Annotated in this window: 11 protein-coding genes; 7 read left to right on the plus strand and 4 right to left on the minus strand. The window is 53.8% G+C overall.

Annotated features, from left to right (window positions below):
- Positions 1 to 856: 856 nt before the first annotated feature.
- The 3 genes from purT (at position 857) to ccmS (ending at position 4,622) form a co-directional block, all read left to right on the plus strand.
- The gene (gene purT, locus OSC10802_RS0129750; RefSeq protein ID WP_017720430.1) at positions 857 to 2,029 is read left to right on the plus strand and encodes a formate-dependent phosphoribosylglycinamide formyltransferase; all 1,173 of its coding nucleotides are present in this window, start codon (positions 857 to 859) and stop codon (positions 2,027 to 2,029) included.
- A 159-nt stretch (positions 2,030 to 2,188) separates the two neighbouring features.
- Positions 2,189 to 4,015 carry an ABC transporter ATP-binding protein gene (locus OSC10802_RS0129755; protein WP_017720431.1) on the plus strand — a complete coding sequence of 609 codons (1,827 nt, stop codon included), beginning with the start codon at positions 2,189 to 2,191 and terminating at the stop codon, positions 4,013 to 4,015.
- 175 nt (positions 4,016 to 4,190) lie between these two features.
- On the plus strand, positions 4,191 to 4,622 hold the full coding sequence (gene ccmS, locus OSC10802_RS0129760) for a beta-carboxysome assembly chaperone CcmS (protein ID WP_017720432.1): 432 nt from the start codon (positions 4,191 to 4,193) through the stop codon (positions 4,620 to 4,622).
- 132 nt (positions 4,623 to 4,754) lie between these two features.
- Here the strand turns inward: ccmS and OSC10802_RS0129765 are convergent, their stop codons facing one another.
- Positions 4,755 to 5,648: an alpha/beta fold hydrolase gene (locus tag OSC10802_RS0129765; RefSeq protein WP_017720433.1), complete on the minus strand. Its 894-nt coding sequence runs from the start codon at positions 5,646 to 5,648 to the stop codon at positions 4,755 to 4,757.
- Positions 5,649 to 5,795: 147 nt separating this feature from the next.
- Here OSC10802_RS0129765 and OSC10802_RS42440 point away from each other — a divergent pair, with 147 nt between their 5' ends.
- Positions 5,796 to 6,287 (plus strand): GUN4 domain-containing protein, encoded by a 492-nt coding sequence (locus tag OSC10802_RS42440; protein WP_017720434.1) that lies wholly within the window; start codon positions 5,796 to 5,798, stop codon positions 6,285 to 6,287.
- Positions 6,288 to 6,388: 101 nt separating this feature from the next.
- Here OSC10802_RS42440 and OSC10802_RS0129775 read toward each other — a convergent pair whose 3' ends face one another.
- Positions 6,389 to 7,573 carry a DUF3747 domain-containing protein gene (locus tag OSC10802_RS0129775; RefSeq protein WP_017720435.1) on the minus strand — a complete coding sequence of 395 codons (1,185 nt, stop codon included), beginning with the start codon at positions 7,571 to 7,573 and terminating at the stop codon, positions 6,389 to 6,391.
- Positions 7,574 to 7,694: 121 nt separating this feature from the next.
- Between OSC10802_RS0129775 and OSC10802_RS51525 the strand changes: the two genes are divergently transcribed.
- The 3 genes from OSC10802_RS51525 (at position 7,695) to OSC10802_RS0129790 (ending at position 12,411) form a co-directional block, all read left to right on the plus strand.
- Positions 7,695 to 7,910: a hypothetical protein gene (locus tag OSC10802_RS51525; protein ID WP_155968576.1), complete on the plus strand. Its 216-nt coding sequence runs from the start codon at positions 7,695 to 7,697 to the stop codon at positions 7,908 to 7,910.
- Positions 7,911 to 7,915: 5 nt separating this feature from the next.
- A complete protein-coding gene (locus OSC10802_RS0129780; RefSeq protein WP_017720436.1) occupies positions 7,916 to 8,647 on the plus strand; it encodes a DUF7873 family protein in 732 nt (243 codons plus the stop codon).
- Positions 8,648 to 9,270: 623 nt separating this feature from the next.
- A complete protein-coding gene (locus tag OSC10802_RS0129790) occupies positions 9,271 to 12,411 on the plus strand; it encodes a protein kinase domain-containing protein (protein WP_017720437.1) in 3,141 nt (1,046 codons plus the stop codon).
- 134 nt (positions 12,412 to 12,545) lie between these two features.
- Here OSC10802_RS0129790 and OSC10802_RS0129795 read toward each other — a convergent pair whose 3' ends face one another.
- Together OSC10802_RS0129795 and crtA are read right to left on the minus strand one after the other, a co-directional pair.
- Positions 12,546 to 13,220, minus strand: a complete 675-nt coding sequence (locus OSC10802_RS0129795; RefSeq protein WP_017720438.1) for a cyanoexosortase A system-associated protein — start codon at positions 13,218 to 13,220, stop codon at positions 12,546 to 12,548.
- 27 nt (positions 13,221 to 13,247) lie between these two features.
- Positions 13,248 to 14,087 (minus strand): cyanoexosortase A, encoded by an 840-nt coding sequence (gene crtA, locus OSC10802_RS0129800; RefSeq protein ID WP_232731784.1) that lies wholly within the window; start codon positions 14,085 to 14,087, stop codon positions 13,248 to 13,250.
- Positions 14,088 to 14,318: the final 231 nt, after the last annotated feature.

Consider the following 14,318-nt stretch of genomic DNA (forward strand, 5'->3'; position numbering starts at 1 on the left):
CGTAAGGGTGATGGGGAACCGGGAGTCAAGACAATTTGGCGTGGGCTGTGTAGACTCCATGATATTGCCTCTACTTGGCAACTGAGGGACTCTGGCCACCCCAAAGAGGTGATGGACTTCCAAATGGGCTATACATAAATCTTCATTAAGAAAGATGTGGGTAATGGATAGCCCGCTAGCGGGGAGGGGGAGTGTTTTCTTGTTCCTAGGCGGAGTCGGAACTGGGAGGATCCGCTTCCTCCCGTATTGAGAGGGGTGCGCGGTATCTGGTACAATAAATTTACTCGAAGTTTCACTAAGATCCTGGCGATTGGAAATCGCAGCTATACAAACAAAGCCCGCCTGCGCGGGCTTAAGAATGCTTTCATCTCTCGTTTTCTCGTTCCCAGGCGGATGGAACAGCTGGGAGGCAAAGCCTCACCCCTGATTGAGAGGGGTGCGCGGTATCTGGTACAATAAATTTACTCGAAGTTTCACTAAGATCCTGGCGATTGGAAATCGCGGCTATACAAACAAAGCCCGCCTGCGCGGGCTTAAGAATGCTTTCATCTCTCGTTTTCTCGTTCCCAGGCGGATGGAACAGCTGGGAGGCAAAGCCTCACCCCTGATTGAGAGGGGTGCGCGGTATCTGGTACAATAAATTTACTCGAAGTTTCACTAAGATCCTGGCGATTGGAAATCGCGGCTATACAAACAAAGCCCGCCTGCGCGGGCTTAAGAATGCTTTCATCTCTCGTTTTCTCGTTCCCAGGCGGATGGAACAGCTGGGAGGCAAAGCCTCACCCCTGATTGAGAGGGGTGCGCGGTATCTGGTACAATAAATTTACTCAAGTTTTAGAGCGGGGTCAACCAATCAATGGCAAAATCGATTAAACTGCCTCAAAAATTGATGCTTTTGGGATCGGGAGAGTTGGGCAAGGAAGTTGTGATCGCGGCTCAACGTCTGGGCAATTATGTTGTTGCCGTTGACCGCTACGCCAACGCACCGGCAATGCAGGTAGCTGACGCCAGCGAAGTGATTTCCATGCTCAGTGCTGAGGACTTGGAAAGGATTGTCGAGAAACACCGGCCCGATTTCATTATACCAGAGATAGAGGCAATCCGCACAGAGAAACTGCTAGAATTTGAGGGGCGAGGCATCACGGTAATCCCGACGGCGAAGGCAACGGACTACACGATGAATCGCGACCGAATCAGGGAACTGGCTCACCGGCATCTGGGCGTGCGGACGGCTCAATATGCTTACGCGGCATCGCTGGAGGAGCTGGTTGAGGTTTCGGAGTCGATCGGGTTTCCTAATGTGGTGAAGCCGGTGATGTCTTCTTCTGGCAAGGGCCAGTCTGTGGTCAAAGACCGAAGTGAGGTGGAAAAAGCCTGGAATTACGCGATTGAGGGTTCCAGGGGCGACACCCAAAAGGTGATTGTTGAGGAGTTCATCAATTTTGAGATAGAGATTACTTTGCTGACTGTTAAGCAGTGGGACGCCCCGACGATTTTCTGCCCGCCCATCGGGCACCGGCAAGAGCGCGGAGACTATCAAGAATCTTGGCAGCCGGCGGGGATTTCTGAGGCGCAGGTTTTGTCAGCGCAGGCGATTGCGAAAAAAGTGACGGATGCGCTGGGGGGTGCCGGCATCTTTGGGGTTGAGTTTTTTATCACGAAAGATGAGGTGATTTTCTCGGAACTTTCGCCCCGCCCCCACGATACAGGGATGGTGACGCTTATTTCGCAGAATCTCAATGAGTTTGAGTTGCACCTGAGAGCGGTTTTAGGGCTGCCGGTGCCCAAGATTGAGCAGCTGGGAGCTTCCGCGAGTGCGGTGATTTTAGCGAAGGAGCATTCGGATTCGATTTCCTTTGAGGGGGTGGCGGAGGCTCTGGCGGAGCCTGATGTAGATTTGCGGCTGTTTGGCAAGCCGGATTCCCGTCCTTTTCGGCGGATGGGGGTGGCTCTGGCGAAGGGGAGCAATGTTGAGGAGGCGCGGGAAAAGGCGGCGCGGGCGGCGAGTAAAGTCAGAATTGTCAGGTAGGAGAGGTACTGAGAAACATTGAGAAACCCGGTTTCTTAAAGAAACCGGGTTTCAGGGGCGTATAATTTCACTTTTGAAGTAAAATTAATCAGGTAAATACGAAACGGCTGCCCCTGGTTTTTTGTTCTCACGGTTGCGCTTGATGTTAATCTTACTTCAATGAAATCCCAAATCCCAAATCCCAAATCCCAAATCGACCCCCCCTCCCGGCGGAAACTCCCAAAAACGGCGCACCCCCTGCGGCGTCTGCTCGACTACGGGCACAAGTACCGACTGCAAATCTGGCAGGCAACGGTGTGTTCCCTCCTCAATAAACTCTTCGACTTGGCACCCCCCGGCTTAATCGGAGTCGCTGTCGATGTGGTCGTCAAAAAACAAGACTCCCTCATCGCTAAGCTCGGCGTTAAAGATATCTACGGGCAATTCGTAATCCTGTCGGTTCTCACCGTTATCGTTTGGATACTCGAATCCGTATTTGAGTACGCCTACGCCCGTCTGTGGCGCAATATCGGTCAGAACATCCAGCACGATTTGCGCCAGGATGCCTACCGGCACATGCAAGAACTGGAGCTCGCTTATTTTGAGGAGCGCAGCACCGGCGCGCTGATGTCTGTACTCAGCGACGACATCAACCAACTGGAGCGCTTTCTCGACTTTGGAGCCAATGAAATCCTCCAGGTTACTGCCACAGCGATCATTATTGGCGGCGCTTTCTTTATTTTAGCTCCCAGCGTGGCGTGGATGGCAATGCTGCCCATGCCGTTTATCCTGTGGGGTTCAGTTTGGTTTCAGCGCCTCCTCGCCCCCCGATACGCTGAGGTGCGGGAAAAAGTCAGCCTGCTCAACGGACAGCTGGGCAATAATCTCACCGGCATCACCACGATTAAAAGCTTTACCGCCGAAGAGTACGAAGCGGGGCGCATTCAGCGAGAGAGCGAAGCCTACCGGCAAAGCAACCACCGCGCTATCGCCCTTTCTGCTGCCTTCGTGCCGCTGATTCGGATGATAATTTTAGCCGGCTTCACCGCACTGCTGCTCTATGGCGGGATGGAAGCAGTTGCCGGCAAAATGTCTGTCGGCACCTACAGCGTGCTAGTCTTTCTCATCCAGCGGTTGCTGTGGCCTTTAACCCGACTGGGAGAAACCTTCGACCAGTATCAGCGGGCGATGGCTTCCACCAGGCGGGTGTTCAATTTGCTCGACACTCCGATTGCCATTCATCCGGGAGACAAACCGCTATCTGTCGCCTCAGTTCGGGGCGAGCTGGAATTGCGGAATGTGACTTTTGCTTACCGGGATAGAGCGCCGGTGATTAAGAATCTCTCCCTGCACATTCCCGCCGGCAAAACTATCGCGATTGTCGGCTCCACCGGCTCCGGAAAAAGCACCTTAGTCAAACTCCTGCTGCGGCTGTACGAAATTGAATCTGGCAGCATCACCCTGGATGGCGTTGAGTTGCGCGAACTGAATCTCAAAGATTTGCGCCGCTCCATTGGCTTAGTCAGTCAGGACGTGTTCTTATTTCACGGCACCGTCGCCGAGAATATCGCCTACGGCACATTTGACGCCGCGCCGGCAGATATAATAGCTGCAGCGAAAGTTGCTGAAGCTCACGACTTCATCACGCAACTCCCGCACCAATATGAGACAATTGTAGGCGAGCGGGGGCAGAAATTGTCAGGGGGGCAGCGGCAAAGACTCGCCATCGCGCGAGCAGTTTTGAAGAACCCGCCGGTGCTCATCCTCGATGAGGCGACCTCTGCAGTGGATAACGAGACAGAAGCTGCGATTCAGCGCTCTTTGGAGCGGATTATCCAGAACCGGACTGCGATTGCGATTGCTCACCGGCTCTCCACTGTGCGAAATGCCGATTGCATTTATGTCATGGAACATGGGAAACTGGTAGAGTGGGGCCGGCACGAAGAACTCCTCGAACAGCACGGGATATATGCCGGTCTCTGGCGGGTGCAAATGGGCGTAAGATGATAGGGGAACAAATTTAAACGTAAAATCACCTCTCCCCCCTACCCCGCTCGGTACAACAGAGGGGGAAAAATCTCCCCCCACTTCCGGATCGCCCAGAGGGGGGGTAGGGGGGGTGGGGTTTACGGCTAAGTTTATTCATGTCCACCTACTTAGTGCCAGCGACGGAATACAGACCATGATCATGTTTGGCAGGACCCAGCCGAATGGGGCAGAAAATAACTGGCGACGCCAGCTAGATGAGTTCGTCAAGGCGAACCAGGAAGAATTGGCCGCTTTAGCTTGGGGGCTATTTCTGGAAAAGGGAGAGGAAATTGATACTGTGGGAATTGACCTCAAGCCGGCACCGCATTTCGTCTACTGTCCCCGAGAGGCTATAGAAACCCTGAATCGCAAGGTTGACAACCACCTGCAGGAGATTTTGGGGCTTGTTGACAATCACAAACCTGAAAAAGAAGTTCTGATGATCGGGATTGGCAGCGACCAAATCAAGCTGATTTATTTTGAGCCGGAACCGGCACCCCCCGCTTGTTTTGAGCGAGTCGCCAAGGATGTCGATACCTTAGTGCAGCATCTGGAGCAGCGCATGAAAGAGCAGATCCAGTGCTGAGCGATGAGTTCGCAGTCAGGGCTATATACTCACAATACGTCCGGTTAAAACCGGACGCTATACAGACTTTCGCCCGCCTGCGCGGGCTAAATTTTATCATATCAAGAAACCTGGTTTCTACTTGGACAGGCATCAGTCAGTATCGCCCATAAAATCTAAAATGTGCTGGGCGGTGATCTGCGGCTGTTCCAGGTGCGGGAGGTGACCGCAATTTTTAATCCAGATCAGCTGGCTGCGCCGGATTGCTTTCTCAAACTTTGCGGCATAAGCTGTCCCTAAAATTTTATCATTTTTCCCCCATAAAATCAAGGTCTGCTGCTCAATTTCTGCAAGTTCGTCCGCAAAAGAGCCGTACCCGCCACTCTGGGTAAAAGCAATCAGCGCTTGATTCCAGCGGGGCATTTCCAGGTGCAGCGCCGCACACAATTCGGCATCTGGGGAAACAAATTTCGGGTCGCAGTAAGCGGCGAGGCTGATGCGCCGCCGCACTTTGGGATTGCGCAAAAATTCTGTAGCCAGGTAGCCAAGGGGCGGAAACAGGAATTTGCCGGCAACAGGACGCTTAGCCAAACCGGCACTGTCAATGAGGGCGAGCTTTTTGACCGCTTCGGGGTGAGTGAGGGTAAAGTCAATCGCCGCCGCACCCCCCATTGAAACGCCCACCAAAATCACCGGCTGGTCAATCAGAGTTTTCCAGAAGCAATAAAGATGGGTTTTGATGGCCGTCGGGTTTATGGGGATTTCGGCAAGGCGATCCGTAAAGCCAAAACCCAACAAATCGAGCGCCCAGGTTTCGCTGTGTGCGGCAAGGAGGGGCAAGAGGCGGCGGAACTCAAACACGGAGCTGTCGAAACCGTGGAGCAGCAAGATGGGTGTCCCGCCACTCCCCTGACGGACGAGGGTGGTGGCAACCGGCACCTGGCTCAAAGGAGTGGCAATTGCCTTTCGCTCAATGTTCTGGGCGAGGGCGATGGAGGTGGGCTCTGTGAGTCGCTCGACTGAGGGGGGTAGAACATTAACTTTCATGAATCTCAGTGTACCGCAGGCCGTCAAAGATTCATAGAATTTTGTGGGAGGGCGATTCCCCCCGCAACCCGGGGTGGGTCAGTCCCTTGACGCCGCCAATGCCGGTGGCGCAGTCGTCGTGCGCGCAAACAACAGGAGGGTGCGAGGATGTCGGAGCGAGATGAACTTCTCTCAACTGTGGGGATAGATTACACTCACTTGCGGAATTTACTGGCCGTTGGGAATTGGAAAGAAGCGGATCTAGAAACCAGCGCTGTCATGCTTCTGGCAGCCGGTCGGGAGAGAGAGGGCTGGTTCAGCTTAGAATCCATAGAAAAATTACCCTGCGCTGACCTGCTTACTATGGACAGTTTGTGGGCAAAATACAGCCAAGGTCGCTTCGGCTTCAGCGCCCAAAACCCCATCTATTTTGAAGCGGGACAGGACTTTGAAAAATTTGGCGAGCGGGTCGGATGGCGCGTCAGCAACTACTGGCTAAACTACTCAGAACTCACGTTCGATATTTGCGCTCCCACAGGACACCTGCCGTCGGGGGGAATCGGATACCAGCGCTGGACGAGATGGATAGAGGCGAGTTATTGCTATCTCGCCCACCGGCTCGTGACCTGTAGCGAATCTCTCGCTGAACCGCCCAGATAAAATTCCGCTGATTGCCCGCAATAAAACCCTCACCCCCCAGCCCCCTCTCCCATAAAGGGAGAGGGGGAGTAGTAGTGGGGTGCGTTCCGGAGGAACGCACCCTACTGTTCTGCTTTAACGCAGTTGAGCATCCGCAGGGTTGCTGCAGCTGCGTAGTTGCGGCGAGCCTGCTGATTTGGGTAAAAAGAATTGCCGACTTCATTCAACGGAGAGGCGACCTTGCAGTAGCCAGACATTTGGCTGATGTTTGCCGCCGCCCAGTGGGTAGAAGTGTCTGAGAAGGTTTTGGGTGTTTCTTTGGGAGTGAGTTCCGCACTCAGTCCGCGCTGTGTTTTGCCAAATTCCGCAGCGCGGCGCAGCACCGTTACCAGTTCCGCTCGCGTCACCGGCTGCTCGGGGCGAAATGTCCCATCTTGGTAGCCGCTGACAATCTTGTTATCTCGCGCAAATTGAATCTTGGCAGCGCTCCACCGGGAAGCGTCCACATCGGGATAGGGGCGAGATGCAGCTTGACTGGGAACGGTGATATTGACATTAGGCAGCCTTTTGAGCGATTCCACCACTAAAGACACCAGTTGCTCGCGGGTTAAGGTGGCTTGAGGGCGGAAAGTATTGTCGTTGAAACCCGCCACGAACCCCAGCGTCACAGCTTCGTCAATTTCTGGAGCGTAGACATCATTCACTACGTCTTTGAACTTTGACGAACTCCCACCCGGTGCGGTTTCGGGAGTTGCGCCCAGCGCTATGTCACTGGTAAAATAGACGTGGCCTAGGGTTTTTCCGTTGTAGGTTCTTTTGGTAAACCGCCAACCTGGATCTAGATTTATTTTGAGAAAGCCATCGGCGATGCCATTGGTCTTGCCAATCACAATCGGCGGGGCTTTTGGGTCCTTATTGGAAATCGCGACGAGCTGGATATCGCCATCGCGGTTAACTAAGTTAAGGGTGTATTGCAATCCAAAGTCTTGCTCCGCCATGCGGAGGGAATAGCCGTTGCTGTCTAAACCGCGCCCGCAAATGCCGGTGAAGTCAAACTGCAAGAGCAGGGCCTCTACCTTGACGGGGTTGGAGCCACTTTCGCTCCAGCACGGACGCTGGTTGGATATCTGCTCGATCAGCAGCAGTTTGTAACTGTTACCGGCAAGGGGCTGAGCGACGGCGATGAATTTGTTTTGGTCAACTTCTTGCTGGCCAAATGTGACAGCGAGCGCCTGGCTGAAAGCGCTGACGGTCGAGACTGTGGCTGTGGCAAGTGCCACCACAACCAGCCGGAGTGAAGTTTTCATGGTGTTTCGTTTTTTTACTCAATGGGTTGACTTTAGCAGGGATTCGGTAAGTTCCTCAGGGATATGTCTGCGGTTTGTCAAGGTCTTTAAATAACCAGGAGCATACACTGAAGTTTCTCTTATGTCGAGTCTGCTTTTCAGGACGCCGGCAAGGGGCGAGCCGGCATGGCTTGCGCCCTCCGAATTAACCCGCCCCCCCTTCCCGACCGGCGACCGGCGACCGGCACCCTCTACCGTGCCACCCGGTGGGCCTGTTTGGCGAGCGGGTCACACACCCCCCCAATACTACAATTGTGCTACACTAGGCCAGAAAGCGGATTCAGCAGACATTAAATAGCATTTATGGCACGCCTGAACCAGATTATTGCGATTGAGAAAGGGATAAAAAACCGGTCAGCTCAAGAGCTGGCGGCGGCGCAGCAAGCGCTCCAGAAGCCGGCGCTGCAGGCCGGCATCGCCCGCACCTACCGGCCCAAAGACGAAGAGGGCGAGCAGCTGCCGCCTGAGTCCAACAAGGTGCAAGTCAAGGCGGAGGAGGTGCTGCGCCAGACGGTTGAGATTCTGACCAAGCTGTTTGACGTCACCGCCACGAAGGACTGGACAAACTGTCGCGCCCGTGCGGACGTGGTGGTGGACGGTCAAACTCTGCTGGCGCAGGTGCCGGTATCTTACCTTCTTTTTTTGGAAAAGCAGCTGGCGGATTTGCAAAATTGTATTAAGAAGCTGCCGGTGCTTGACCCAGCGGAGACGTGGGCATTTGACCCCTCGGCAGACTGCTGGGCCACAGAGCCGGTGCAAACGGTCCGCACCAAGAAAATCCCCCGCAACCACGTCAAAGCTGAGGCGACAGAACACCACCCGGCTCAGGTGGAAGTTTATTACGAAGATGTTACAGTCGGGTACTGGCGGACGGTGAAGTTCTCCGGTGCCCTGCCGGCGAGCCGGATCAACGAACTGCTCGGGCGCATGGAGCGGCTGCAGCAAGCTGTTAAGTTCGCCCGCGAGGAAGCCAACAGCACCGAAGCAGAAGAGCAGCGTGTCGCTCAGCGAGTGTTTCAATATTTGCTAGGCTGACACTTGCAGGTTTTTAAAGTTTGAGTTAATATAGAAAAAGAGTACAAGCTCAAGCTCAAACTTTAACTTCAACCTGGTTAAAATCCTGCCACCGCCTGGCTTTGCAGCCCCAGTAGGAGCGGGATGAGCCAACCGGCTTCTGGCCGGTCAGGCGCGACCTCAAGTTCAAGTTATCACTCTAAACTCAGCATTCATCGCCGATCGCCAAAGCGAATGTCTGGGAAAATTCAGGGTCGAGATGCTGGCTCGTATCCAGCCTGGGGTGCCCCATACCCCGGTAGTTTAATTGGCAAAACGCGACTCTAAGTTATCCTTATGCCCTGACTTAAATGCAATGGCGTGCGCAAATGGGCGATAAACCGAAACCCGGGAGAAGGCTACTCACCCGGGTTTCACGCATTTTCGGGCCGGTATTTTATTTGGGCATCTCTCGTTCCCCGGCGGAGCCTGGGAACGAGAAATATATCATATTTGCCGAGAAATAGAAGCTGGCTGGGGCGGGCCAGGGCGACTTTACTTAATCTTAATTTTTGTAAAAAGTTTTGATGAAGAAGTAATAAATTTCACCGCTCTCACGATGAGATAGGCTAGAATGGCGTCAACGGTTTGGAGAAATAGGTGGTATGACGAATTTCCCGCCTCAAGAGAACACCGCCGACAACCGGCAGCGGTGCTACTGCCTCAATCCCGATTGCAAAAGTCCGGAAAATCCGCGAGACGCCGGGGTTTGCCAAAGTTGTGGCTCCCAGCTGCTGCTCTTGGATCGCTACCGATCCATTAAACCCATTGGGCAGGGTGGCTTTGGCAGAACTTTTCTGACTGTGGATGAATCCCAGCCATCCCAAACACGCTGCGTAATTAAGCAGTTTTTCCCCCAACACCAAGGCTCCAACAGCACCCAAAAAGCGGCAGAGTTATTTCGCCAAGAAGCCCAGGGGTTAAAAGTTCTCGGCAAACACCCCCAAATTGCCGCAATGCTGGCGTATTTTGAGCTGGAAGGACGCCAGTATCTGGTGCAAGAGTTTATCGATGGCCAAAACTTGGCTCAAGAACTTGCCGAGAATGGGCCTTTTGATGAAACCCAGATACGGGATCTGCTCAACAGCCTGCTGCCGGTGCTGCAGTTTGTCCACGATCGCCAGATGATTCACCGGGACATCAAACCGGAAAACATTATTCGCCGGCGCAGGGATCGCCGCCTGGTTATCGTCGATTTTGGCGCGGCAAAATACGCCACGGAAACAGCGCTGGGCAGGACTGGAACGGTGATAGGATCTGCTGCCTACACGGCACCGGAACAGACCAAAGGCAAGGCAACCTTTGCCAGCGATATCTACAGTTTGGGCGTCACCTGCACCCACCTGATGACTCAGGTGCCTCCTTTTGACTTGGTTGATACGAGTGAAGATGCCTGGGTGTGGCGGCAGTATTTGAAAACGCCGGTTAGCCCTCAGTTAGGTAAAATTCTCGACAAAATGCTACAAAGCGCCACGAAGCAGCGCTACCAGTCCGCAGAGGAAGTCTTGAAAGACTTGAATTCAAATTCGCTTCCCCAGGCACCAGCAATCAATAAAAAATGGCTGGTGGCGGGTGCCATTCTGGCGCTGGCATCGGCGGGAGTTCGGTCTTTGACTTATCCTGCGATTCAGCAGGTTTCGACTGTCAATAATGGGGGGGTGACGCAGCAGCCATCTGACCGGCAAGACACTCCGAAACAAGGCGGCTTGTATGTCCAGAAAGATGGGCGGCAGCAGGTTTTCCCCCTGAAACACACGGAAGTGATGGCCAAAATCGCTGGCAATCTTTCCCGGGTGGAGGTGACGCAGACGTTTGAAAATCCCTTTCAGGAACCTTTAGAGGCGGTTTATGTGTTTCCGCTGCCGGATGAGGCCGCAGTGGATGATATGGAAATAAAAATTGGCAGCCGCGTCATCCGGGGGGCGATCAAAAAACGGGAAGAGGCGAAGCAAGTTTACGAGCAAGCCAAGCGGGAGGGAAAAACTGCCGGTCTTTTGGAGCAAGAGCGGGACAATATCTTTACGCAGTCTCTGGCGAATATCAAACCGGGGGAGAAAATTGATGTCACCATTCGCTATACGGAAAGCCTGAAGTTTGAGAGAGGGGATTACGAATTTGTCTTTCCGATGGTGGTGGGCCCGCGCTATATTCCGGGAGGGTCGGGCGATGCCACCGGCAATACCAACAAGGTTGCAGACGCTTCGCAAATCACTCCGCCGGTGCTGCCGGCGGGCACCCGTTCCGGACAGGATATTAACGTGACGGTGGAAATTGAGGCGGGGGTGCCGGTGTCTGGGGTGCGCTCGACTTCGCATCAAATCCGCACGACACAAGACGGGCGCATCATGCGGGTCCAGCTGAGCAGCGAGACGGCGATTCCCAACAAAGACCTGGTTGTGCGGTATCAAGTTGCCGGCAAGCAAACCGAGTCGGCGGTGCTGAGTCAGGCGGATGAGCGCGGCGGTCACTTCGCCGTTTATTTAATCCCGGCGGTGGAGTATCAAACGAATGAGATTGTGCCCAAAGATGTGGTGTTCTTGATGGATACCTCTGGCTCGCAATCGGGCGATCCGCTGCTGAAATCTAAGGAATTGATGCGGCAGTTTATTAATGGGCTGAATCCGGACGACACGTTTACTATTATTGACTTTGCCAATACGGCAACGCAGCTGTCTGCTGAACCTTTGGCGAATACGCCGGCAAACCGCGCCAAAGCGATTGCTTATGTCAATCGCCTGGAAGCCAATGGGGGCACGGAGTTAATGAATGGCATGAACGCTGTGCTGAATTTCCCACCGGCACCGGCTGGGCGTTTGCGCAGTATCGTCTTGCTCACCGACGGACTGATTGGCAATGACGAGGAGATAATTGCAGAAGTGCAAAAGCAGCTGAAACCGGGCAACCGGCTCTACAGTTTTGGCGTTGGTTCTTCGGTGAACCGGTTTTTAATTGACCGGCTGGCAGAGGAGGGGCGGGGTGCGTCGCGAGTGGTGCTTCCGAATGAGCCGGCGCAGGAAGTGGCAGAAAAGTTTTTCCGCCAAATCAACAATCCGGTGCTGGCGAATATTGAAGTCCGCTGGGAGGGTTCTGGGAAGGAACCGGAAATTTATCCGCTCAAGTCGCCGGATTTGTTTGCGAATGAGCCGCTGGTGCTGTTTGGGCGCAAAGGCGACGGCAAGAGTGGCACGCTGCGCATAAAAGGGATTGCGGCGGGTGGCGTGCGCTATGAGAAGGCGGTGCCGGTGGAGTTTGAGGGCGGCGGCAATTCTGCAATCGCCCAACTTTGGGGTCGCGCCCGGATTAAGGATTTGATGAAGCAAATGTATGGGGGCGAAACTGCTCAAGGGGTGAAGGCGGTTACTGATACGGCGCTGGCTTACCGGCTGATGTCTAAATATACTGCGTTTGTGGCCGTTTCTTCTGATGTGCGAGTCGATACGAGCAGCACCCGCCAGGTGCGAGTGCCGGTGGAAATGCCGGAGGGTATGAATATCCAAGGGCAATTGAGCCCAATGCCGGCAGCCCCTCCTATGCTGGCAGCCAAGTCTGCGCCGGCACCTCCCCCTGCGCCGGCACCTCCCCCTGCGCCGGCACCCGCCGCTGCACCGGCACCCAGTCAGTCGTTTGATTCCTCTGTTCCGGAACCGGGGCAAATTCTGGGCAATATTCTGGCAGTTTTGTTACTGGGGATATACTTTGCCTGGAAGCGGTTGATGGCATTGAGAAGCACTCCGCCTCGCAATTAGAAAGAGGTTCGCAGTGCTGTGGGGGCGGGTTCACAAATATTTCGGTTGAACCCGCCCTGATTTAAATAAACCGCCCCGGTGAAGGAGCGCCAAGAAAAGAGAGAGGATTTCACAAATTATTTATAAGTGCTATATCATGGATTCGGAAAGCGCGGACTCCACCACTGATACCAGGAAAACCAGGCTTTTTCTAGAGTTTGGTAAGCCTTTTCATGTGAGGAATTATTTAAAGGGACTGACAAATGCGCCCAGAGACAGCGCATATCCCGAAAATCTGCCTGACCTAGCAACCAGGGAAGGAAACGGTGCGAGCGCACATCGTAGGTATATCGGTTGCGCCTAAACTGCTCATCTGTGACGGTACTTCCGCCACGCGGGTTGATACAGGCGCTCAGGTAGGCGCGTCCTTGGTGAGCGAAAAGGGTGTAGGAGCCTACCCCTTTTTTCTCGCGCAAAACCGGCAGAACTTTATCGGCAGATGAGGAGATAGCCGTGTGGGCTTTGATGTATGAGTCAATCCCACCAGAGGTAATAACAAAATAGCGCATCTCAATATCGAGGGGCACACCGTTTTGGATGTAGTGATAGCGCCTTCCAGAAAGGAATTTAGGACTTTTGGCAGTTTTATTGTCCAGGGGAGTGCTGGCCAAAGGCTGCCATTGCGGCAAAGAAACCGCTGCGGGAAAATTGAAGGGGGTGAGTGTGGGCTGGCTGCCGGTGGGATACAGGAGGGACTTTCCCAGAACCAAGAGAACACTGCCAAAGAGGGCAGCCAATAGCGAAATCCGGAGTCTTTTCCAGCCCTTCATAGTTTTTATAATTCTACTATTCCTATTTTAGGAGTGTTTTGCGAGGACTGTCAAGTGGCAAAATAGTCCGAAAATCAGCACAGCTATCGCAGAAAATATCAGAGATCCATCCCCGCGATGCCAGTATTCAAAGGCTTCTTGATTGGAGAGGGCGGCGAGGACAGCCAGGAGAGCAACCCGCACCCCATTGACGGCAAATCCCAGGAGGGCAGCCACCACCGGCACCAATATTTTTTGCTTCCAGCTAGTGGGAACTATGACTAGCAGGATAGATGCCCATCCCAATAGCTGGAGCATCAGACCGATGCCGGAACAGCCCTGGTAAACTTCTATAAAGCCGGTGGGGAGATTCACCAACACCCCCTGGCTAGATGCTGGAAATCCTAATAGCCAAAGGACAAAAACTGCGAATTTAGCGGTTAGCAGAGAGATATCAAAGGGGAATAGCCATCCCTCAGCTACGGAGAGAAAACAGAGGAGGCTGAGTTCTTGCCAGTATTGCTTTAATCCTTTAACGCCAGAGGCTAGAAGACCCAGCCCCAGACCGGAAAGGAAAGGTGAGATGCGAAGGAAAGAGGGATTGCCAGAGAGGTGGGCGCTCTTGAGAAGAACCAAAGTCAGGAGGGATGCGCCGAGAAAGCTGGAGAAAACATCGCTTTCCAGATTTAAGGTGTCGCGCTTTTTCCACAGCAGGGCGGATACCGCCACCCAAAACAGGACGGTCGTGCTCAGCAGGTCACTGTTTCCGCTTTTCCAAGTCAAAGTAAGATGCAGGGCAATTAAGCCGGCGGCTAGACCCAACAGCCATAATTTCAAGTCTTTGACAGAAAGTTTCAGGTTGAGCATAATTAGAGAGTAGCGACACATCCAATTTCGCACCACGGGGTGCCGGTTGCCGGCACCCGCCAGCCACTTCTGGAACTGGCTGGTAGCTACAGTAAATAGGCACTGGCTATTATAAATATGCTGTTGGCGAGCCGTGAGGGGTTAGACCTGTGGCTAGTTCCTCGGCGATTAGCTAGGTTCCAGGCGATTGCAAATCGCGGCTATACAGACGAAGCCCGCCTTCGCGGGCTAAGAGTGGAGCGAGACTCTCAA

It is taken from the genome of Kamptonema formosum PCC 10802, from assembly GCF_000332335.1.
GTDB lineage: Bacteria > Cyanobacteriota > Cyanobacteriia > Cyanobacteriales > Oscillatoriaceae > Oscillatoria.